The organism is Amycolatopsis anabasis (assembly GCF_009765355.1).
Classification (GTDB): Bacteria; Actinomycetota; Actinomycetes; order Mycobacteriales; family Pseudonocardiaceae; genus Amycolatopsis; species Amycolatopsis anabasis.
The window spans coordinates 215,303-235,107 of record NZ_VTHK01000007.1; the positions used below are offsets into that span (position 1 = coordinate 215,303).

The window sequence follows — 19,805 nt, forward strand, 5'->3', positions numbered from 1 at the left end:
CGGGCGCGCAAGCCCCGCTACCAGTGGAAGATCACCAAGGCTGGGCGTGAAGCCTGGGCGAACGCCGTCGTCAAGGACCCGCCTCCCGTGCCCAACTGGAGAAACTGGAAGGCCGAACGGGAAGTCATCGTTCCTCGACGGCATTACCGGATTCGCGAGCACACGGTGATGCTGCGGTGGAAAAACGGTCCCTGGCGGCTGTTCTGCCCTCGGGACGGCGACGAGGTTCCCTTGGCATACCCGGAAAACCTCGCCGAAGCCTTGGATCAGCTAGCTCACCACCTCTATCACGTGTGCAAGTACAACCGAAAGGAGACCATTGTGGACGAAGTCAATATCCTCGCATGTGGCTGCGCTGAGCAGACCGTGCGCAACGATCGGCACCAGTGCGACCGTTTCAACGGTCTACCGGCCGACGCATACCCGTGGATCCGCAAGGTCGGCCAGGCACTCGGGAGCCTTCCCGGCTATATCGCCGAGCAGATCGAACGTGCACGCGCTGACAAGGCCCCTTTGGACGCCACATCGGAGATCTCACTCGGTGGTATGCGTACTGGGAAGTGGCGCACCGCGGCGGACATGGGCGCGTGGCTCCGGGAAGAACTCGGGCTTCCCCCGTCAAAGGTTCGGTGCCCGCGATGCGGCAACGACGCCGACATTGACCGCGACGGTCACCTGAAGCGGCACTACGTATGCAAGGACGGGCCAGTCTGCATTGGCATGGGCATGTCGGCCCAGCGCGCACGAAAAGCTGCCGAAGCGGACGGGAAGGCGCAGCCGTAATGAACACACCTGAGATCCCCGACTTTCATAGGCAAGCGCAGGAGCGCATCACACAATCCGCAAGACACGCTGAAGTACACGGAAGCATCTACACGGAAGTCGAGGGTATTGGCTTCAACCAGATTGACCTTGCGTTTCCAAACATCCGCTACCTCGGTGAATGGGTTGATAGTTTCAACCTGGAACATTGCACCAAGCTTCGCAGTGACATGACTGAGCGTTTCTGTAATCAATCCATCGTCGTGACCGTGGTCATTGATGATGTACGGGCGAACCAAATCAATCGATGGGAGCGATAACCCAATAGATGATCCTGCGTTGATCCCGTCGTCTGCCTCCCCGGACCCCCGGAGGTAGACGCGCGGCGTCCACACAGGACGGCAAATGGACCCGGACGCGACCACGAGAGGTACCGGTGACGTGAACAGAACCATCCCAGAAGCACTAGCGGCGAGACCGATAGACCCGAAGCGGAATCTTCCAACCCCGTGGGCGAACGAGCACGTCCGGGACGACGGCACCGTGGACGTGAACTTCGCCGTGGTCAGTAACGAGCGAGCTTTCGAGTGCACCGAACTCAGACTATGTGGACTGTGCGGAGAGGGCCTCGACTACTGGATCACGTTCCTCGGCGGGCCGAAAGCCGCTGAGTTGCGCACGTATGGTGATCCGCCCATGCATGAAGCTTGCGCGATTGCGTCGTTGGACCTGTGCCCACACCTCGCGGTGAAGCGCCACAAGCGGAGGCAGGTGCACCGGCAGGACGATGACGGCTTACCGCCGGGCTGGATCGACACTAAACCTGACCGCTGGATTTTAGGGTACACGCGAGACTTCAAGCTCAAGATGGTCGGCGGGTACGCGATCTTCTTCGCCGCTCCGTTCAAGCAAGTCCGGGTGTTCGCCTACGACGACAACGAGCAACTCCACGAGGTCGCCTAGGGCGGTCGTGTGTTGATCCCGTCGCCTGCCTCCCGCCCAGAGGCAGGCGTGCGGCGTCCACACAGGACGAAACCGGACCCGGACATGAGCGAAAGGACCCAGACACCATGCGACGAACATTCCCCCGATCCATCGTCGAGGAGGCCATCCAAAGAGCAGACCTCCCGCCTGACTGCCTTCGCGACCCGTTCCGAACCCGCTGGCACCAGCAAGGCTGGGGCGTGGTCATGCCCGACGAGCGGCTCCCACTGTTCGGCGCGAGGCTGGCGCAGTCGGCCATTCAGGAACCCGCGGGCGTCTCCCCCGACGTCACAACCTTGCTCAGGGATGCACGGATTCAGAACATGGACGAACTCGGCATCATCGTGTTCTTCCCGGGTTGGGACCTGGGCACATGAGCGCGCGGATCCACGTCTACGCAGGAAGGCGTGCTAGGCGAGTCGACTGGTCACAGTACGAAGACTGCCCAGCATGCAGGCAGCAAGCAGGAAACCCCTGCGTCGACCTCCGAAACAGCGCATACACGCTCCTGCGTCCGCATCCGGGACGAGCCGGGCACCGAGGTCGGCGTCGAATCGGCGGCGAGATCCGCCGGCTGAACCTCGGCGACGAACTCAAGGGAGATGTCGAGCAGTGGGCACGAGACAACGAGATGAGGCGGGCGGGGGCGATCCGTCACCTCGTCCGCAAGGGCCTCGACGAGGAACGACGACGAACAGCAGGCCGCAGCCGCACGCCTGTCACCCCAAGCTGAAAAGGACTAAACGATGACAACCGATGACGAGTCGACCACTGCCGTGTTCAAGACACTGTGGCCACTGGTGACAAAGCTGGAATTCGAAACCGCCAACCGCGAAAACAACCGGACCGGCCTGTCCCTGCTCAACGAGCAGCGCCGCACGAACCAACTCCTTGAACGCCTTCTCGCTACCCAGCCCGCTACGGAGGAGCCCGACGTCGCCCGGTTCCTCCTCGCACGCTGGGAAGAGGAAGTGGTTCAGGAGCCGGAGGGGTCGCCCAAGCTTCGTGAGCTGCTAACCAAGCTGACGCTGCTCGAGCGCTATGAGCAGTGTCTTCAATTCGCCGCGAATGGCGCGCTGGCACCCGACGCCGTACATCTGCTGCACAGGGCATTACTAAAGCACGCCGTGGACTACGCCGACCATCCCGACTTCCGCGACGAGTACCGGGAACAGGAGTGACCGGCACGATGACCGACCCGTCCGAAGAGGTCCGCGCGTTCCTCCGGTCCACTTCGCAGGCCGCCCCCGAGCCGGTGGGTACGCGGATACGCATGACCGGGGAGCAGCCGGAGGAGCCGTACCCCGTTCCGGTCGGCACCGAAGGCACCATTGTGGACGGCAACGGGGGGCAGTTGTGGGTCACATGGGAGGGAGACCTTGGCACCTCCATCGTGCTGACGACCGACCCGTACGTGGTGCTGGACCGACCGGACGGAGCGGCCTCGTGACCGAGCAGGAGCCGCCCCGGCCGGCAGGATTCCCCGCGCCGGGGTTACGAGGGGACTACCGCGGTGCGTGCACCGTGTGCGGTCGCGGCACGGACACTGCTCTGGTGCTCCTCGGCGAGGCCGAATTCGTTCTGGCGGGGCTCGTCGCTCTCGGCCTACCCGCCAACGAGGCCCTCGCGACTCTGGCGGTCGGGACTGGGCACGAGCCCACCCTGGAGTCCGGCGGAGGTATGGCCGTCACCGCTCCAGCAGGGGTGTTCCCGCTGGCTGTGCGGGTGTGCGGTGGGTGCGCTAGCAAGGCCGGTTTGGAGGCGTGGCCACTCTCGGACGAGGTGCCGGTCTACGTCCAGCCCGCCGAGCACGACCTCGAGGCACCAGCATTCAACAACCCGAAGCGGGATGTGCGGGACGGGGAGAACCCGCCCGAGTAAGCCCTCTGCCGATCTGTCCAGGCCCCCGACACGCGCGCCCGCCGTGTCGGGGGCCTTCGTTGTTCTGCTCCTAGTGAGCGCTCACCAGCCCGTTTGGCTAGACCGGTGGCCAGCGTTGGCAACCTGCTTCGAAGGGGGAAGCCCTCGCTTCCGGATCTAGCAGAAAGCCCCTGCTCAAGCGCATTGAACAGGGGCTTTTCCCCTCGCGTTACCCCCTGGTAAACGGCTGCGGGTAGCCTTGGTTGCATCTAACGAGTGAGCCTCGGCAGTCACCCGAGGCGGTTCCGCGAGTTACGTACTCCGCGAACGAGAGGTAGGTTCGCCATGGATCAGCACCAGCTCCCGGACGACCACGGCGTGATCGGCCGCAGGTTGCGCGAAATCAGGTCGTGGCGCGGTCTGGACCTGCGCACAGCGGCCCAACTCTCGGGCATCTCGCACGGCTACCTTGGCCAGCTCGAACGAGGCGAGAAGCCGATCAACAACCGACGCGTACTCGAAGGGTTGGCCATGACCTACCGGGTCAGCCCGTTGGAGATCACGGGCAAGCCGTGGGCGCCTACCGATGCACAAAGCTCCGAGGCACACAGCGCGCTTTACGAGCTGGAGTGCGCCCTGGACAGCTACGAGCTAGGCATCGACCCAGAGGTGCCCACCCGCGAATGGCCCAAGGTGCAGACCGATGTCGATCGGCTGGTGAAGGCGACGCACTGGGCCTCTAACTACGCGGAGCAGGGCCGCCTCGCCCCCAAGCTGCTCGGCGAGCTACATGCGTTCTATGTACGGCAGCCCTCACTGCGCCCCACGGTGCTTGTCAATCTCCTGCACGCCTACGCGGCGGCGATGTACACCACGAAACGCCTCGGTGGTCGTGGCCTTCCACTGCTCGCAGCGGTGCGTGCCGAGCAGGTCGCGGAAGAAGTGGACGCTCCTGAGTGGCGCGCGTATTCGGTGTGGCTGCGGGGGCAGGCCGCAGCAGCGCTTGACCGAGCGCGGCACTATGACCGGGCTGTGAACGCCACTGGCAATCTGACCGGTGCGTCCGATGGATCGGATGCGATGCAAGCCGCGGGCATGTTGCACCTGAATGCCGCGCTGTCGGCCGCGACGCAAGGAAACACCGACCAGGCCGCCGAGCACCTGGCCGAAGCCGACACTCTGGCCGACCGGATGCCCGACCCCGTGATGCGCTGGGCCTCGCTGTGGTTCGGCACGGTCAACAATCGAATGTGGCGCATGGCGGTCGCCGAGGAGCAGCAGGAGCCCGGCAAGGTGATCGAGCTGGCCGAGGGTGTACCGATCGACCAGTTGCCCTCGATCAGCCGCCAGGCTGAGTACTGGGCAACTCTGGCCCGGTCGCTGATGGGAAGGGCCAAGACCCGCAAGCAGGGCGTCGCGTACATGCTGAAAGCCGAAGACATGGCCCCGCTGCGCATACGCAACAGCGTGGTCGACCGGGAAGCGGTCTCAGCGGCGCTCCGCGCGGTCCAGCGCGAATCGGGCGGTCAAGAGCTTCGCGGACTGGCCTGGCGAATGGGTGTCGCGCCGACCGGAATTGCGTCGAACGGGTGAAAGTCAACGGTTGTGTACTTTTAGCGCACACCCGTTCCTAAGCCTTTCGTAGCGTCTTACCCCGGTACAGGAGGTAAGGCGATGAGCACGCAGAGCTGTCTCTGGGTCCCGCCCCTTGGGGTCCAGCACAAGAAACTGAGTGGCTTCTCGATCGGGTTCGCACCCGATCTGGCCACCGCTCGCGACGCGAAAGCAATTCAAGTCGCAATCTTGCGTGGTCGCTTTGTCTACAATGGACCCGGACAAAATGGCGACCTGTTCTTTCGGCGGTTCGTCGGAGCCTTTGTTGATCTCATGACATTGGTACCCGACGGCCCCCGGGCCTCTGGCGCTCTGCGGTACGAACGGCGTGGTTATCCGTGGCCGAAGGGCACGCAGCCAGAGGTCGAACAGGTCGCCGAGGGAACCATTGTGGACGTAGTGCGCCAAGTGCTTGAGTGGCCTTTCTTCTGACCCCCAAGTTTCCGGCCGGGGGCGTGCACCTCCCCATCCCCCGACGCGCCCTCGGCCGGATTCCATAGAGCCCGAAACTCGGGGAAGAGAATGGCGACACGCATAAAGATCGACAAGGACGAGAAGCAGGCGCTTCTCGCGTTCGACGGGATGCTCGGCAATGGCCTTACCTGCAATGAAGTCGCAGTTAAAGCCGAATTTTCGATATCCCGCGCATACAACCTCGTCAAGATTTTGCACCGAAGAGGCCTGCTGGACAACAAGAGAGAGGAGCGAACGCCTGGCCTGCTCAGTCTTATTTACTTCTGCACTGAAGCAGGAAAGCAACAGATCGACGAATTGAAACCGGACGGGACCGAGGTCGACCAAACCGGGTAACTCTCCCCCGTTCGCCAAGTGTGCGACAGGGAAGGCAATGGCGGACTCGTTTCGTTGGTTTCGCAGGGATGACGAGCCCACTGTCGAGTTTCCGGCCGTGACCCCGGAGGACGAGGAACCGATCGAGGAGAACGCCGGGCCGGAACGCCCTCGCCCGTTGCATGATTGGCTGCTAGCCAAGACACCCACATGGCCCTTGTGGCCAACGAGAGACCTCGACGATAACTGAACTAACTAAATCAAGGAAACAAGTTGGTATCGTTCATATTCAAGCTAATCGGCAAGGGATGGCTCGCCTACGCTAAATGGGCAATGGCCAATCTCTACGACGAAGCGGTCGCGAAACTTCCCAAAAAACCGCACATTGCCACAGGTGACGAGGTGTGGCACAACACCCCATGGCTCGCTGCCGTAATGTATGACGCGCCTGCCCGTGAACGTAAGGACCACTACACGTGTGCTGGCGCGTTGGTGCATCCGGAATGGGTGGTCAGCTGCGGACATGGCTTCACTGTGGAACCACTGAACCCGCAGGACCCGAATGAAGTTCCCCTGAGGTATAAGTCGTTCAAGGTTCGTGTGGGTTCGCGACGTATCGAGGAAGGCGGGGAGTTGCGGAGGGTCGTTCAACTGGTTCGACATCCCGAGGCCCGTATCAAGGGCAAGCGTCCCTGGCGACACGACATCATTCTCCTCAAGCTGGACAAACCCGTGGATCTGCCGACGATCAGGATCGACGACATGGCAGCCGTGGTGGGTGATCAAGTCAGCTTTCTGGGGTGGCCAGACGGCTTGAAGGGAACTTGCGAGGTGGAACAACTCGAAACAACGATCATCCCACCCCAATGCGCAAAACTCGGTCGAATCGGCGTAGCCGAGCTGTGCGCGGCCAACATTGAACCGCCCGGCGGCGCACGCGAAGGTTATTCGGGCGGGGCCCTGGTGCGGAAGCGCAACGGCGAACTGCGATTGGTGGCACTGGGTAGCCGAGGAGCGGTCGTGTCCACCGAATCGAGCGGGATGCCTATGATCATCACGGACGCGGTGGCGCACAAGGACTTCGTCGAGAACGTGACTTCCCTGTCCGAGGGCCAAGAGCCCGTGAAGGTCCAGGTTTCAGCGGGCTGATTCGGTGCGTCGGCCAGCGAGTTTACAGCTCGCGGGTGATAGAGGTTCCACGCGGCACGCGTGGGCGAATAGGGTAACCACTGATAGGAGGTCCAACCATGGGTGACGACAAGAACGACCATTCACTGGAAGACGACAAGCAGACCGGAAAGACCAGCGATGACATCGATCCCAAAGAGTACGGGAAGTGAACCTCACCGCCAGCGGTGACAACGTGCTCGCGTTGATCGAAGAGTTGCGCTCGGCCGGGACCTTCCCGGCCGAGCACCTCTCATTGCTGCACACGGTTCCCCGGACGTCGTTCATTCCCGCGCGAATGTGGGTTCAAGAGAACGAGAGCGGTCCGTACGAGCCCGTCGATCGTACGGCGGACGAACAGCGGTGGCTGCGAGCCGTCCACTCGAATCGTGTGATCGTCACGCAGTTCGACGACGGCGCGACCGAGTGGCCCGATGTTGGCACGCGGCCGACGTGCTCGGCCTCGATGCCCTCCGCGGTGCTCGGCATGTTGTCCGAGCTGAATGTGCAGCAAGGGCAGTCGGTGCTGGAGATCGGTACCGGTACCGGTTGGAACGCCGCGCTGTTGTCGTCCATGGTTGGCGAGCAAGGGAACGTTGACACCGTGGAGATTGACGCGGTGATGGCGGCCGAAGCACGTAGACGGCTGGACGCGGCGGGGTTCGCCGACGTGCGCACGCACGTGGCCGATGCTGCGTCCGACACCGTGGCTGGCGTGTTCGATCGGGTCATCGCCACGGCTGGCATCCATATTGGCCAGTTGCCGTATTGGTGGGTGGACCGGACACGGCCTGGCGGCGTGATCCTCGCGCCGATGCGGGCCGATTTGGCATCCGGGCCGCTGGTGCGGTTCGTCGTGGGCGATGATGGGATCGCGCACGGCCGCGCTGCCGATATGCAAGTCGGGTTCATGGAGATGCGGTCTCAGCGGGTCGCTTCCTCTCCGGTGGGAGATCAACAGTGGGATGATCCGGCGGCCGACTTGTCCCATACCGACCTGTCCCCGTGGGTGCCGCTGCTCGCTGACGATCATCGGTGGCCAATCGCTGTCGCGGTGCCCTCGTGCCGGTCGACTGTATGGAAGCGCACTGACGAGCGGTCTCACGGGGTGGCGTGGCTCCGGGACCCCTTGACCGGCTCGTGGGCAAGTGTGGTCCCCGACAAGAACGAGCGGTTCGCCGTGCGGCAGTACGGGCCACGCCGGTTATGGGATGAGGCGGAAGTAGCCTACCGATGGTGGCAGAAGCGGGGTGAACCTCCGTTGTCCGCATGGCGCTGGACCATCTCCCCCGACCGGCAAAGCATCACCCTCGATTCCTGATTTCCGTCGAGAAGGGCCCCCAAGATCCACTCAGGATCCTGGGGGCCTTTCTCGCCAATGCGGGTATGTGGGCGCTACGGCCGTGCCGCTCCGAGCTTCTCCAACCCGGCGAGGATGGCGTCGAGCTTGCGGCCCTGTTCGGCCTGCGCTGCTTCGATCGCTTGGATGCGCGGCCAGGCCGTAAAGATCGCGTGCTCCCACGCGGAATGAGCCGCGTTGGTGAGGTCGCCGGCCGAATGGCCCTGTCGCTTCGCGATCCCAGCGTCGTCGATCGGCGGGAAGAGCTTGGCCAGGCGCGCGAGAAACGCGCCCGCGGTGACCCCGGTCGTGTCGTACACCTTGCCGAGGTCCGAATTGATCATCCGCAGGATGCGGCGGTCGTCATCGTTGAACATGTCGTCCTCCGTGCCGAGGTTCCAGGGGCGCGTGTCGTCGCAGCTCGCGTTCGGCTGGACGCTGATGTGCAGGTGCTTGGTGTGCGGGTTCGAGCCGCTGTAGGGCCTCCATTGCCATGGGTGGTACTGCGGCCGGGTGTCGAGGATGCGGCGCTGCCAGATCAGGTACTTGATGCGGTGGTCGCGGGAGCGGACCAGCGTGTCGGCGAGCCACTGGCAGTCGAGCCCGCCGCGCGGGTCGTGAGTGAAGTCCCGAGCGGTCACCACGCCGACGCCGTTGACGATGTACCACGGGTTGTGGTCGGAGTTCCGGCTCGCGTGGGCGACGTCGCCGATCGACCCATCGGACGCTTTGGACCGGTTCGGCGCCCTGGCGTTGAGCTGGGCCAGCAGGGTGTCCAGGGCGCGCGCTACACGCCACGTCATTACCCACCTCCGTTAATCCCTCTGGGGAGGGAGAGGAATCGTGCTTCAAGGGGAAAACGGGAGGGCACACGGCACGGCACGCTTTTAAGACGTGACCGCATACGTGTTCACGAAAAGAGTTGGGGGAAGTGATGAAAGCTAAGAAGCTGGTCGGTGCAGCCGCCATCGCGTTGTCCATGGCCGCCGGGTTGGCCGTGTCAGCGAGTCCAGCGAGCGCGGCGAGCAACTCGTCCGTACAGCGAGTGGACAATCAGGACGCGTCCGCTCAAGCGCGCTGGGTGTACTACGACTGGTATTGGTCCGGCGAAACCTGCGGGGAAATCGGCGAGAACGGCCGACTCGCTGGGCGCTGGCAAGCCTGGGACTGTCGGCTTGTGTATTGGCCGCCCACGCCTCCGTGGTTCGACCTGTACATCTACCTGTAGTAGCTATCTCGTCGGAAGGGGTGGCGTGGTTCCGACGACGCATTGCCAGGTGTCGCTCGTGCCGCCCTCGACGGTGACGACCCGGAGTTGGGAGTAGGTGCCCCCGCGCGGGCACAGCGCGTCGGGGTTGTTGTGGACGTAGGCGAGGAACGCGCCCTGGATCTCCTCGGGCGACGGGGGCGGCCCGGCCGGGCCGGGAGGTCCGGGGGCTCCCGGCTCGCCGGGTGTGCCTTCGCTTCCGGGGGTTCCGGACGGTCCCGGTGGGCCGGGCAGTCCGGCGGTTCCGGGAGGGCCGGGTGGCGGTGGGCTGGTGGCCAGGTAGGCGGCCAGCGCGGTGTTGATTTGCTGGGGTGTTGGCATTCCCGGGGTGACGGGGTTCTGTGCGAGGAAGTCCGCGACGGCCCGGCCCAGCTCGGCGGGGCCGGGCCGGGTGCTGGGCAGCGTGGCGAGTACCCGGGCGGTGGCGGAGCTGACGAGGACTTCGGTGTCGTCTCCGGTTCCCGGCTGCGGGATCGGCACGGGGGCTTGGCCGCGCCGGGCGAGTTCGGCGTTCGCAACCTCGCCGCTGGCTTTGGAGGTCTCGGCCTGGTGGCGCAGGGCGTCGACGGCCGCGTCCGTGGTGGCCTGCCTGCCGTAGAGGTTGAGCACGCCGAGGCCGGCGGCGGCGCCGACGAACAGGGCGACGAGGCAGGAGGCGAGCACGGCCCATACCCACCAGCGGCGCATTTCGTGGCGGGCGGCTTCGGCTGCCTGGCGCGGGGCTTGCTCGACTGCCGCGTGCATTCCGCGCCGGATCTCGGCCAGCGACTCGGGGACACGGGTGTGGTCGTCGGTCATGTCTGCTCCCCGCGGTGGGCTCGTTTGGTGGCGCGGCGTTCCAGAAGTCGGCGCAGTCGCGCGGTTTCGCGCTGGCATCGGTCGAGTTGGGCGCGCAGGTCGGTCATCGCCTGTTCGAGGAGGTCGAGCGCCTTGTCCGCGCGCTGCACTGGAGGCGGGGGCGGATCGCTGGGCTTGTGGCGTTGCTTCACCTTCTCGGTGAGCAGCGGCATCACGGCCGTGAGCAAGGTGGCTAGCCCGGCGGCGCAGGCCAGGGTGATGACCAGCCACGGTGGACCGGCGGGTGTGGTGTCGGCGGCGAGCAGCTGCACCTGCGCGCCTCCCTGGGAACGGGGGTCGCGCCGGGCGCCGCGCTACCCGGGCCGGTGAGAAGGAGCTGGTGCGCGGGCTACTCGGCGGGCGGCGAGGATTGCGCGCCGATCATGCCGTCCCATACGGCGGCGACCTGCGTCATGATCACGGCGTCGGTGCTGGCGGTGGAGGTGGTGGCGTCGGCGGCGATGGCGAAGGCGAACGCGCCTGCCCAGTGTGTCGAGTCCTGGAGGACCTGGCGGGCGAGGTCGCGGCGTTGCCCGGCCCGTACGGGGTCCATGCCGGTCTGGTCTTCGCTGCTGATGTTGCGCGCGGTGCGCACTGCTGCGGCTTGCACCTTGCGCATGAAGGTCGGGTTGACCGCGAGGTCGGCGACATCGCTGAGCGCGTTGGCCATGACGGGTTTTCTCCTTTGCGTGTCAGGCGGTCTTGCCGAGTACGAGCCATGCGCCGGGCACGGTCGCGTCGATGTGCACGATGTCTCCGGTGGCTGGGGTGTAGCTGGCGAGCCGGGGCAGGGTGAGTGAGCCGCCTTGGACGGACACGATCACCCGGGTTCCGGAGACTCCGGTGACGGTGCCGACCTTCCGGCGCGAGGCGAGCGCTTGGTCAATCACGCGGGCTACGGCTTCGGCGATGTTCATCGGCCATCCCCGTTTGTCAGGTTTCGGCGGGCAGTTCGTCGGATCGGGTGGTGATGGGTTGCGTGCCGTCCGGGGTTAGCGGGATCGAGACCTTGTCGATGATGTGGCGGGTTTCTCCGGTGTCGGGGTCGAGGACGATCAGCACGTCCCCGGCGTCCAGCGCCGGGTTGACCAGTAGCTCGACCTCGATCTGTGCCGCGATTCCACGCACGCGGGCGAGCAGGGAGTCCGCGGTCGTCTGGCACTGCGCGACCGTGGTCAGTAACTCGCTGGTGTAGAAGCGGGGCTTCTTGCCGAACGGGCCGCCGTAGTAGGCCGGGCTAGTGGTGTCGGTCGCGGTGGCGTACACGGCGGGCACGCCGTCCGTGCGCTGTCCGGAGGCGACGATCCGGTTGTAGACCAGCTCGCGGGACAGCTTGTCCTTCGCGGTGAGCAGGTTCCCGCCATCGCCCATCCGTACCGTCCATACCGGCACCGCGTCGAGGGTGGGTTGCTTGCGCACGACCAGCCGCCCGAGGGGGTCGAAGAACGCCTCGCCGCCGATGGAGTCGGCCAGTTTCTCCACCGCGTCCCAGCGTTCCCGCTCGATCACGATGACGGGCGCGATGGTGCCCGCGCCGGTCTGGTCGACCAGCTCGACACCGGTACCGAGGGTTTCGCGGGCCAGACGCGCGATTTCGGAGACGGCCGTGGCGTTCGGGATGGTCTGGGCGGGCACGTCGAGCCGGTCTTCGGCGACCCTGGCCGCCCGGTCGACCAGCTTGACCGACACCGCGCCGCCCGCGGTCGAGGGCCGGGTGCGGGTGGTCTCGTCGAGGTAGCCGTAGATCAGGGGCACCCACTCGACCCGGCCGTCCTGCAGAACGATGCCGTAGTCGATCTGGCAGGCCGAGCCGAACGGGGCGAGCAGGTCACGCGGGCTGCGTGGCCACCACCGCGGGTCGGCGTCCAGCGTGGCTGTGCGGCGGACCTTGCTGGTCGCGTCGATCTCGACCGTGCCGCCGGAGATCGGGAGTTCCAGCACGCCGTACCCGGGGCTGTACACGGTGGCCCGTGCCTGCATCGCGTGGGTTTGCCCGAGGGCCATCCGTGCGGCGGTGGACAGCGACCACACAGCCCCGCTCCCCTCGTCACACCGTGAGCGGGCTGGGGGCGGCGACCTCCCGGAAAGGGATGGTGAGCAGCCGCGTCTGCTGGTAGGCGCGGCGGGACCCGGCCGACTCGGTGATGGATTCCAACGCGAGCCACATACCCGGCCCGTAGCCGAACTCGCCGGGGGCACGGAGCAGCACGGGTTGCAGGTCGGCGAACCAGCCGAGCAGGCGGTCCCGCTCGGCGAAGCTGAACACGCCGAGGGTCAGGCTGCCGGTCGATGCTTTCCGGCGGGCCGAGGACACCACGATGGGGTACTGCGCGCCCAGCGGGTAGAACACGCCCTGGTCGATCGCCCGTTCCCGGTCGGGCACCGCGCCGACCTGCACGACGAGCGGTCGGTCCACATGGGCTGGGTGGGTCAGCCAGGTGCGGCCTCGGCTGTCCAGGTTGGCCAGGCCGGACATCATGCGTCCGCCGGTCGGTGCGGGGTTGGCCACGAGGTAGCGGACCGAGGTGTCGAGGGGGCATTCGCCGTCGTCGATGGTGTGCACGGCGGCGAACAGCGAGGCGGACAGGTTGGTGACGCCGAGCCAAGTGCCCCCTGGGGTGTTCCCATCGAAGAACGAGCCGTCCGTGGTGCCGCGTTCGATGGTGATGCCGTCGACGTCCATCACCCCGGAGTCGGGAAGCCCGTCCGCGATGAGCTTGACCGTGGGGTCGACGCCTTGGGCCGGGGTGGGCAAGTGCAGCACGTGGCGGCTCCACTGGGCTACCGACTGGTTGATCTCGTCGGCGGTCAGGGTCGCGGCGGCCGGCGGGAGCGCGACCCCGCCGCTGTCGGTCCAGCCGATCTGGACGGTCACCGTGCTCGGGCGTTCCGGGAACCGCAGGTCCAGGCCCACGGTCACGTCCTGCCCGCCGGGCAGGGACACGGGCACGGTGATGCCGCAGGCCCTACCAGTGGCCACGGTGGCGCGCAGCGCGGCGGATCCGCGCGGCACCGAGCTGGTGATGCGGGTGAGCGCGGGGTTTCCGGCTTCGGGCACGTACCCGTGGAGACCGGCCTCGAGCGACGGGTTGAGGCAGTGGTTCTTCCGGGTCGGTTCGGGGACGGGGATGGGCCAGGCTCCCCGGACCGGGTGCAGGCTGGCGTCGGGGTGCTGGCGGAGCAGTAGCAGGGTTGTCGCGTTCGGCCACCACGCCGAGACCCGCATGACGCCCCGCTCGGGGTCGGGGGCGATCGACACCCCGCCGCCGGGGTAGGTGACCGCGGGCGCTCCCCCAGCCCACCCGAGCCGCGCCCACCCGAAGACGGGGTGGGCCAGGTAGGTCCAGGTCGCGGTCCCGCCGGGGATCGGCGGCGGCAGCTCGACCTGGCCGGGCGGTCGCGGGCTCTCCGTCCCTGTCCCGGCGCCGTAGGGAGACCGCGCCCAGGGGTCACGCGCGTAGGTCATCGCGCCACCTCGTCAGTACCCGAGAGCCACGTAGGACACGGTGAGGGCGATGCCAGCCCCGACCGGGACGGAGGTGTTGAAGTCGACGGGCCGGTACGCGCGCAGCGTGAACCCGGACGCGGTTTCGGACACGAGCAGCATTTGCCCGATCCAGGTATCGGCGCTGGGCAGCACGCATACAGCCAGGCAGGAGTTCGGGAACGGCGCAAGGAAGGTGTGCGTGGCTTCGCCGCCCGAGTTCGTGGTGGCGGTGCTGTGCCCGCCCCGCATCACGATCGCCGCCGAGGAAGGTGGCGCCGCGCCGCCCCGCAGTTTGCCGACCTGATCAGGAAGCGCGACCCCGCAACTGGCCTGCCAGCCCGAGGCATACGTCTTCTCGGCGACGTACGCCTTGTCCGTCGCGGCGGCACGCATCCCCACGTGCGCGTCGCCAGGCAGGGCGGACCAGGAGATCACTGGGATGCTGTCGCGGTTGGCGGTCGGCGCGGACACCACCTGCGTGCCCGCCGACCACGCCTGCGCGGTGGTGCCCTCGCGTCCACGCAGGACAGTGACCGTCTGGGACGAGGCTTCGTGGCCGATGACCCACACGATCTCGTGGTTGCCGGTCGCGGGATCGCCCAGCACCAGCGGGATGTACACGCTCGGGGTGTTCGAGCTGTACCAGCCGCCGGGCAGGCTGGCGAACACGGCGGCCGACAGGCTGGTGTCCGACACCGAGGCCCCGTTCAGCAGCGTCCCGAAGTAGTAGTTCCGGGCGTCGCGGTACTCGTAGCTCACGGGTGCTGTGCCTTCCTAGATTCGTACGCCTCGCGCGATGGCGGTGCCGGTCGCGTGGTCCCGTTCCTCGATCCGGCCGTCCACATAGACCTTGAGCCCGTCGTCGGCGATGGACAGCTCGCCGACGATCCGCATGGGCTCGCTGGCCTGCTGGAGGGCGCCGAGGACGTTGTGGGCGGTGTCGTGCGGCAACACCAGTTCGGGTTTGCCGGTGCCGTTGTAGACCGGGGTGTAGCCGGGCTGGAGCCAGCCGCCCTCGTCGTACCAGTGGTGCGCCTGCCAGAACGCTTTCGCGCCGAGCGGGTCACGGTAGCGGCTGGCGATGTAGCGGAGCCCCCACTCGGCTTGCCCGGCGGCGGTCGGTTCGACCGGGCCGTGAACGCTCTCCATCTTCTGGAACAACCCGCGGGCGCTGCTGGTCGGATTCTTCGCGGCCGGGTTCCAGCCGGACTCGTGACCGATCAGCCATGACAGCGCGTCCCACTGCGGGCCGCTCCCCCACCCGTAGCGGGTCGCCACGGCCCGCACGGCGGCCACGACCTCGGGCGAGCCCGCGCCCAGGGCGGTGCTGGCGTACAGCTCGGTCAGCTTCCCGACCGCGTACTCCTTCACGCGGTCGGCGGCCTGCCGCGTGATCCCTTGTCCGTGCTGAGCGGCGATGTTGCCCGGGAAGAACCGGGTCACGTCGTCGACCATCCGGTAGGTGTTGGCGAACGCGGCGTCCACTATGGCTCGTGGGTCGAACCCGCCTCCGCCCGAGACGAATTGGCCGCCGAGTTCGGCGATGTGGAAGTGCATGGGGAACTGCGGGTGGTCGGCCCCGGCCGAGGGAGGGCCGAACGCGACATAGCCGTGGGAGCCGCCGGACTCGGCGTTGATCCCGGCGATGGTCCCGGCCGTGTGTCCGTGGGACACGCCGATCGCGAACGTGCCGTTGATACCGCTGACGAACCCCGGGGGAGGGCTGCCGGGGCTCACACCGCCGGTTGCCCATTCCCGCCGGTCATAGGGCTGCTGATCGAGTGCGGCCCGTTTGAGCATGGCCTGCCAGCCCGAGCAGTCGGTTCCGGCCGTCGAGGAGCCGCCCCACACGTACGGGCGGCCATGCATGGACCGGCCGAACTGCACGACCCGGGCAATGGCCGCGTTCATCGCCGAGCCCGTGTCCGCTACCAGTCCGCCCGACTGGTAGCCGGGAACCACCTGCGCGCGGTGAATGTCGTCGCCGAGCAGTCCTTCCAGACCGGGGAAGTTCCCGTGCAGCGCGGCCACATGGGCGGCCCGAATGTTGCCGACGCCCCACGCCTCCACCACTCGCTTGGGCAAGACGTACTCGCCAGGGGTCAACAGCGCCGCAATCTTGTCGGTGTTGCCTGAGCCGGGTACCGGGCCGCCGGAGGCGAACGGAATCGGGACCGGGGGCACGAACTTGCCGAGGGAGAAGTCCGCGTTCAACTTGTTCCACGCGGCCACGAGCCCGGCGTTCACCGGCCACGCCAAGATCCACGACACCGGCCGGGCCGCGTGCCCCTGCATCTCAGCGAAGCGGTCATGCACCCAACCCGCGGTGAAGCTCACCGCGTCCCGCACGGCGGCGAGCCCACCATGCAAGGCGCCGAACGCACTGTTCTGCGCGTTGACCGAACCCCACACCGACGCGGCGATGACGTTCCACGAGGTGGCCAGATCGGCCTGGAGCTGCCACTGCCGCAGGGTCAGCGCGGTGTCGCTGGAGACAATGTGGCTGGTGATCGCGGTCCACACGGTCATCGCGTTCAGTTGCAGCGTGGCCAGGCTCATCCCGAGCTGCGTGTTCGCCTGCGGGAGCAGCACTCCGGTGTGCTGTTCCAGGACGAGCACGGCCGGGATGAGGACCGTGTTCACCGTCTCGGCCAGCGCCGCCGAGGCCACGTTCAACGCCTCGGTGGCAGCTGTGGACGCGGCCGGGTTCGTGGCGGTGGCCGTGGTCGCGGCAGCGGCCCCGGCCGTTCCGGTTGCGGGGCCGACGATCCCGCCTTCGGCGAACCGGCCGACCAGTCCGCCGCGCGAGTACGCCCGGCCGGACATGGCGGCGGCGTTGGCCGCGAGGATCGTGGCCGGGCCGATCACGCGCACCAGCTCCGGGACGAGCACCGCTTCCCCGGGCGAGAGCAGCGCGGGCACCGTGTCCCGCCCCGGTGCGTATCCGGGGATCACTCCGCCTCGGGCGAGACGGAGTTCGGGCAGTTCGTTCACGCCGGGGATCAGCGCGGCGGCGGCGTTGTACACCCGGCGCAGGCCGTTGTTCCAGACGACATCGATCACGAACTGGATCGGTGGCTTGATGAAGCCCACGATGGTGTCGAACACCCGCTTCGTGGTCTCCTGCAACAGTTCGAAACCGCGCTTGGCGTCGTCGATCCGGTCCTTGAACCAGCCGAACACGGGCTTGATCACGTTGTCGTAGGCCCAGGACAGCGCGCCCGTGATGGCATCCCAGGCGGGCCGTATCGCGTGGTCCCACAGCCAGGTCGCCGCGTCGCCGACCAGCCGCATCACAAACAGCCAGCCGTCGAAGTACGGCTTGAGCAGCGTGTTCCAGACCCAGCCCAGGAACGACCCGATCGCGGAGAACGCGGGCTGGAGCGCGTTGGCCCACAGCCACATCGCTCCGTTGCCGATCAGCGTGAACACGAACACCCAGGCGTCGAAGTAAGGCTTGAGCAGCGTGTTCCACAGCCAGCCGAAGAACGCGCCCAGCGCGGAGAACACGGGTTGCAGCACGGTGTCCCACAGCCACGTCGCCACGGCGGCGAGCGCCTGGAACGCCAGCACCGAAGGCCCGATCAGGACCGTGGTCAGGATCGCGGCCAGGATTCCGGCGGCCTGGCCGATGAACGAGAACGTCGGCTGGAGGACGGTGACCCACAGCCATGTCGCGATGTCACCGAGGAACCGCAGCGCCGCAACGATTCCGTCGAACGCGGGCTTGAGGATGCTCTGCCAGGCGAACAGGACGGCGGCCTTGATCGCCTCCCAGATCCCGATCCAGAAATCCCGGAACCCGGCCGAGTGGTTCCACAGGTAGAGGAACCCGGCGACCAGCGCGGCGATCGCGGTAACGATCAGGCCGATGACGTTGGCCCGCATCGCCGCGTTGAGCCCGTGCTGCGCGGTGGTGAGCGCCTGCACGACACTGACCACAGTGGACACGAACATCATGCCGCGCATGGCCAGCGACCAGGCGCGCATCGCCAGGACCCCGGCCCCGAAGGCGGCCAGCAGCGGCCCGAGCGCCGGGGCCAAGAACTGGACCCCCGCCGCCAGTTTCGGGATCAGGTCGGCGGCGAGGTAGGCGGCGTCCACCAGCAGCGGGGCGAGCGCGACGGCGACGGCCGAGAAGGCGTTCGCCAGGGGCGGCACGCTCGGCCCGAGGATCACGACCCCTTGGGCCAGTGCCCCGAGGACCGCGCGCAGGCCGGGCGAGAGCCCGACCACCACGTCATGCACGGTGGTGAAGAACGTGAGCAGGGCGGCCGATCCCTCGGGGGTCTTGAGGAACGCGGCCAGCTCGCCGGACAGGAACTTGAGGGTGTCGAGGAAGCTGCCCCCGGCGGTCGCGCCCGCGTGGAACACCGACGCCAGGATCGAGCCGAGGTTTCCTGCCACGATCGCGATGTCCCCGAGCAGGGATAGCCCGTTGATCATGATCTGCTGGAGCTGGCCGGACTCCCGCATCCGGGCGATCATGTCGCTGAACGAGCGCGCAGCCAGTGCGGCGCCGCCGGTCAGGTTGGGCAGGAATTCGCTTCCCACGGCGGCGATGTCGCGGAACGCGGGCAGCAGGTTCACGGTCGCGGTGCCCAGCTCGCGCATCGCCGTGTTGGAGTTGCCCAGCATGGCGTTGACGTCGTTGACTGTGCGGGCCTCGCGGACGAATGCGATGGCTTGCAGCGCGGCGGCGTTGTACCCGGCGGCCATGACGGTCAGCTCGCGGTTCGCCATCGGGAGGTACTGATTGGCCAGCGGGCGGAGCTGCGCGGACACGCCTTCGAACAGGCGTTGCTGCACCGCGTCCTGCATCGCGTCGAACTGCGGTTTCAGGGCGGCCAGCTCCCGCACCACGGCGGCGGCCGAGGGTGCCATGCCTTTCAGCGCCTCGTCGAGCTTCTTCGCGTCCCCCTCGGCCACGGCTTTCATCGCGTCGCCCAGGCCGTTCACACCAAGGGCGAGCGTGCCCACGGCGGCGGCCCCGGCGAACGCGGCGCCCGGCAGGATCAGCGCGGCCCCGGACGCGGTGCCGATCGCGGAGGCGAACCCGGACATACCGAGCGCGGCGTGCCCCAGCAGAGACACGGCTGCGGCAGCGCTGTAGGCCCCGGCACCGAAACCGATCATGGACTTGTGCGCCCGGCGCAGGTTCACGTCATCGACGGAGTGCAGCGCCTTGCTGAGTTTGTCCATCGCCACCGAGGAGTCCTCACCCGAGACCTTGATGGCTTCGGTGGCCTCGGTGGCGTTGCGCTGCGCCCGCTCGTAGTCCTCGGTGACCGTGGTGACCCGCTGCTGCGTCGCGGCGTGGTTGCGCTGCGCGGCGGCGAGGCGTTCTTCGGCGGCGGCCACTTGGGACGCCCGCGCGTTCGAGTTCGCGCGGACCTCGTTGAGCTGCTGCTCGGCGACCCGCACCCGCCCGGCCGCGTCGGCCTCCTTGTCCCGGGCGGCCTGGAGCTGGGTGCCGATCTTCTTGACCTCGGCCTCGGCGGCGGCCAGCCCATCGGAGAGGTTCCGGCCGGCCGACTGCCCGGCCTTCGCCGAGGCCGCGTCCAGCTCCTTGGCGAGCTGGTCCCCGGCCCGCTTGCCCGCGCCGGAGGCTTCCTTGGCGAGCATGGTTCCCCAGCGCCGCGCCGAGGGAAGGACTTCGACCCAGTACGCCTCGCCGGATTCGGCCATCCTGGACACCT

21 protein-coding genes are annotated in these 19,805 nt (G+C 67.2%); 12 read left to right on the plus strand and 9 right to left on the minus strand.

Annotated elements, in window-relative coordinates; all coding sequences use genetic code 11:
- Positions 1-87: 87 nt before the first annotated feature.
- From FXO23_RS11960 to FXO23_RS12015, 12 genes are all read left to right on the plus strand, one after another.
- The gene (locus tag FXO23_RS11960) at positions 88-783 is read left to right on the plus strand and encodes a hypothetical protein (RefSeq protein ID WP_158883962.1); all 696 of its coding nucleotides are present in this window, start codon (positions 88-90) and stop codon (positions 781-783) included.
- Positions 783-1,082, plus strand: coding sequence for a hypothetical protein (locus FXO23_RS11965; protein ID WP_158883964.1), 300 nt, complete (start codon positions 783-785; stop codon positions 1,080-1,082). Before FXO23_RS11960 ends, FXO23_RS11965 begins: the two co-directional genes overlap by 1 nt.
- Positions 1,083-1,203: 121 nt before the next feature.
- Entirely contained in the window at positions 1,204-1,725 is a 522-nt protein-coding gene (locus FXO23_RS11970; RefSeq protein WP_158883966.1) for a hypothetical protein, read from the plus strand.
- 107 nt (positions 1,726-1,832) lie between these two features.
- Positions 1,833-2,123, plus strand: coding sequence for a hypothetical protein (locus FXO23_RS11975; protein WP_158883968.1), 291 nt, complete (start codon positions 1,833-1,835; stop codon positions 2,121-2,123).
- Positions 2,124-2,492: 369 nt separating this feature from the next.
- Positions 2,493-2,927 carry a hypothetical protein gene (locus tag FXO23_RS11980; RefSeq protein ID WP_158883970.1) on the plus strand — a complete coding sequence of 145 codons (435 nt, stop codon included), beginning with the start codon at positions 2,493-2,495 and terminating at the stop codon, positions 2,925-2,927.
- 8 nt (positions 2,928-2,935) lie between these two features.
- A complete protein-coding gene (locus FXO23_RS11985) occupies positions 2,936-3,196 on the plus strand; it encodes a hypothetical protein (RefSeq protein WP_158883972.1) in 261 nt (86 codons plus the stop codon).
- Complete coding sequence (locus FXO23_RS11990; protein WP_158883974.1) at positions 3,193-3,627, plus strand: hypothetical protein; 435 nt, start codon at positions 3,193-3,195, stop codon at positions 3,625-3,627. The genes FXO23_RS11985 and FXO23_RS11990 overlap by 4 nt, the downstream gene beginning before the upstream one ends.
- 324 nt (positions 3,628-3,951) lie before the next feature.
- Positions 3,952-5,199, plus strand: a complete 1,248-nt coding sequence (locus tag FXO23_RS11995) for a helix-turn-helix domain-containing protein (protein ID WP_158883976.1) — start codon at positions 3,952-3,954, stop codon at positions 5,197-5,199.
- 81 nt (positions 5,200-5,280) lie between these two features.
- A complete protein-coding gene (locus FXO23_RS12000; protein WP_158883978.1) occupies positions 5,281-5,652 on the plus strand; it encodes a hypothetical protein in 372 nt (123 codons plus the stop codon).
- Positions 5,653-5,742: 90 nt separating this feature from the next.
- On the plus strand, positions 5,743-6,030 hold the full coding sequence (locus FXO23_RS12005; protein WP_158883980.1) for a hypothetical protein: 288 nt from the start codon (positions 5,743-5,745) through the stop codon (positions 6,028-6,030).
- 312 nt (positions 6,031-6,342) lie between these two features.
- On the plus strand, positions 6,343-7,158 hold the full coding sequence (locus FXO23_RS12010) for a trypsin-like serine protease (protein ID WP_158883982.1): 816 nt from the start codon (positions 6,343-6,345) through the stop codon (positions 7,156-7,158).
- Between the two features lie 187 nt (positions 7,159-7,345).
- Complete coding sequence (locus FXO23_RS12015; RefSeq protein WP_246257152.1) at positions 7,346-8,497, plus strand: methyltransferase domain-containing protein; 1,152 nt, start codon at positions 7,346-7,348, stop codon at positions 8,495-8,497.
- 74 nt (positions 8,498-8,571) lie between these two features.
- On the opposite strand, the gene FXO23_RS50735 is transcribed toward FXO23_RS12015, so the two are convergent.
- The 9 genes from FXO23_RS50735 to FXO23_RS12060 form a co-directional block, all read right to left on the minus strand.
- The gene (locus tag FXO23_RS50735) at positions 8,572-9,318 is read right to left on the minus strand and encodes a hypothetical protein (RefSeq protein WP_179956747.1); all 747 of its coding nucleotides are present in this window, start codon (positions 9,316-9,318) and stop codon (positions 8,572-8,574) included.
- 428 nt (positions 9,319-9,746) lie between these two features.
- On the minus strand, positions 9,747-10,580 hold the full coding sequence (locus tag FXO23_RS12025) for a hypothetical protein (RefSeq protein WP_158883984.1): 834 nt from the start codon (positions 10,578-10,580) through the stop codon (positions 9,747-9,749).
- On the minus strand, positions 10,577-10,891 hold the full coding sequence (locus FXO23_RS12030) for a hypothetical protein (RefSeq protein WP_158883986.1): 315 nt from the start codon (positions 10,889-10,891) through the stop codon (positions 10,577-10,579). The genes FXO23_RS12025 and FXO23_RS12030 overlap by 4 nt, the downstream gene beginning before the upstream one ends.
- A 77-nt stretch (positions 10,892-10,968) precedes the next feature.
- A complete protein-coding gene (locus FXO23_RS12035; protein ID WP_158883988.1) occupies positions 10,969-11,289 on the minus strand; it encodes a hypothetical protein in 321 nt (106 codons plus the stop codon).
- A gap of 22 nt (positions 11,290-11,311) precedes the next feature.
- Positions 11,312-11,536 carry a hypothetical protein gene (locus FXO23_RS12040; RefSeq protein ID WP_158883990.1) on the minus strand — a complete coding sequence of 75 codons (225 nt, stop codon included), beginning with the start codon at positions 11,534-11,536 and terminating at the stop codon, positions 11,312-11,314.
- Positions 11,537-11,552: 16 nt separating this feature from the next.
- Positions 11,553-12,650, minus strand: a complete 1,098-nt coding sequence (locus tag FXO23_RS12045; protein ID WP_158883992.1) for a DUF5047 domain-containing protein — start codon at positions 12,648-12,650, stop codon at positions 11,553-11,555.
- Between the two features lie 16 nt (positions 12,651-12,666).
- Positions 12,667-14,085 (minus strand): hypothetical protein, encoded by a 1,419-nt coding sequence (locus FXO23_RS12050; protein WP_158883994.1) that lies wholly within the window; start codon positions 14,083-14,085, stop codon positions 12,667-12,669.
- 12 nt (positions 14,086-14,097) lie between these two features.
- Entirely contained in the window at positions 14,098-14,865 is a 768-nt protein-coding gene (locus FXO23_RS12055; RefSeq protein ID WP_158883996.1) for a hypothetical protein, read from the minus strand.
- A gap of 15 nt (positions 14,866-14,880) precedes the next feature.
- Positions 14,881-19,794, minus strand: a complete 4,914-nt coding sequence (locus FXO23_RS12060; protein ID WP_158883998.1) for an aggregation-promoting factor C-terminal-like domain-containing protein — start codon at positions 19,792-19,794, stop codon at positions 14,881-14,883.
- Positions 19,795-19,805: the final 11 nt, after the last annotated feature.

Coding starts and splice junctions, on each gene's coding strand:
- FXO23_RS12050 (WP_158883994.1), bottom strand. CDS start 14,085: ATGACCTACGCGCGTGACCCCTGGGCGCGGTCTCCCTACGGCGCCGGG.
- FXO23_RS11980 (WP_158883970.1), top strand. CDS start 2,493: ATGACAACCGATGACGAGTCGACCACTGCCGTGTTCAAGACACTGTGG.
- FXO23_RS11975 (WP_158883968.1), top strand. CDS start 1,833: ATGCGACGAACATTCCCCCGATCCATCGTCGAGGAGGCCATCCAAAGA.
- FXO23_RS12060 (WP_158883998.1), bottom strand. CDS start 19,794: ATGGCCGAATCCGGCGAGGCGTACTGGGTCGAAGTCCTTCCCTCGGCG.
- FXO23_RS11985 (WP_158883972.1), top strand. CDS start 2,936: ATGACCGACCCGTCCGAAGAGGTCCGCGCGTTCCTCCGGTCCACTTCG.
- FXO23_RS11965 (WP_158883964.1), top strand. CDS start 783: ATGAACACACCTGAGATCCCCGACTTTCATAGGCAAGCGCAGGAGCGC.
- FXO23_RS12010 (WP_158883982.1), top strand. CDS start 6,343: ATGGCCAATCTCTACGACGAAGCGGTCGCGAAACTTCCCAAAAAACCG.
- FXO23_RS50735 (WP_179956747.1), bottom strand. CDS start 9,318: ATGACGTGGCGTGTAGCGCGCGCCCTGGACACCCTGCTGGCCCAGCTC.
- FXO23_RS12005 (WP_158883980.1), top strand. CDS start 5,743: ATGGCGACACGCATAAAGATCGACAAGGACGAGAAGCAGGCGCTTCTC.
- FXO23_RS12000 (WP_158883978.1), top strand. CDS start 5,281: ATGAGCACGCAGAGCTGTCTCTGGGTCCCGCCCCTTGGGGTCCAGCAC.
- FXO23_RS11995 (WP_158883976.1), top strand. CDS start 3,952: ATGGATCAGCACCAGCTCCCGGACGACCACGGCGTGATCGGCCGCAGG.
- FXO23_RS12035 (WP_158883988.1), bottom strand. CDS start 11,289: ATGGCCAACGCGCTCAGCGATGTCGCCGACCTCGCGGTCAACCCGACC.
- FXO23_RS12040 (WP_158883990.1), bottom strand. CDS start 11,536: ATGAACATCGCCGAAGCCGTAGCCCGCGTGATTGACCAAGCGCTCGCC.
- FXO23_RS12025 (WP_158883984.1), bottom strand. CDS start 10,580: ATGACCGACGACCACACCCGTGTCCCCGAGTCGCTGGCCGAGATCCGG.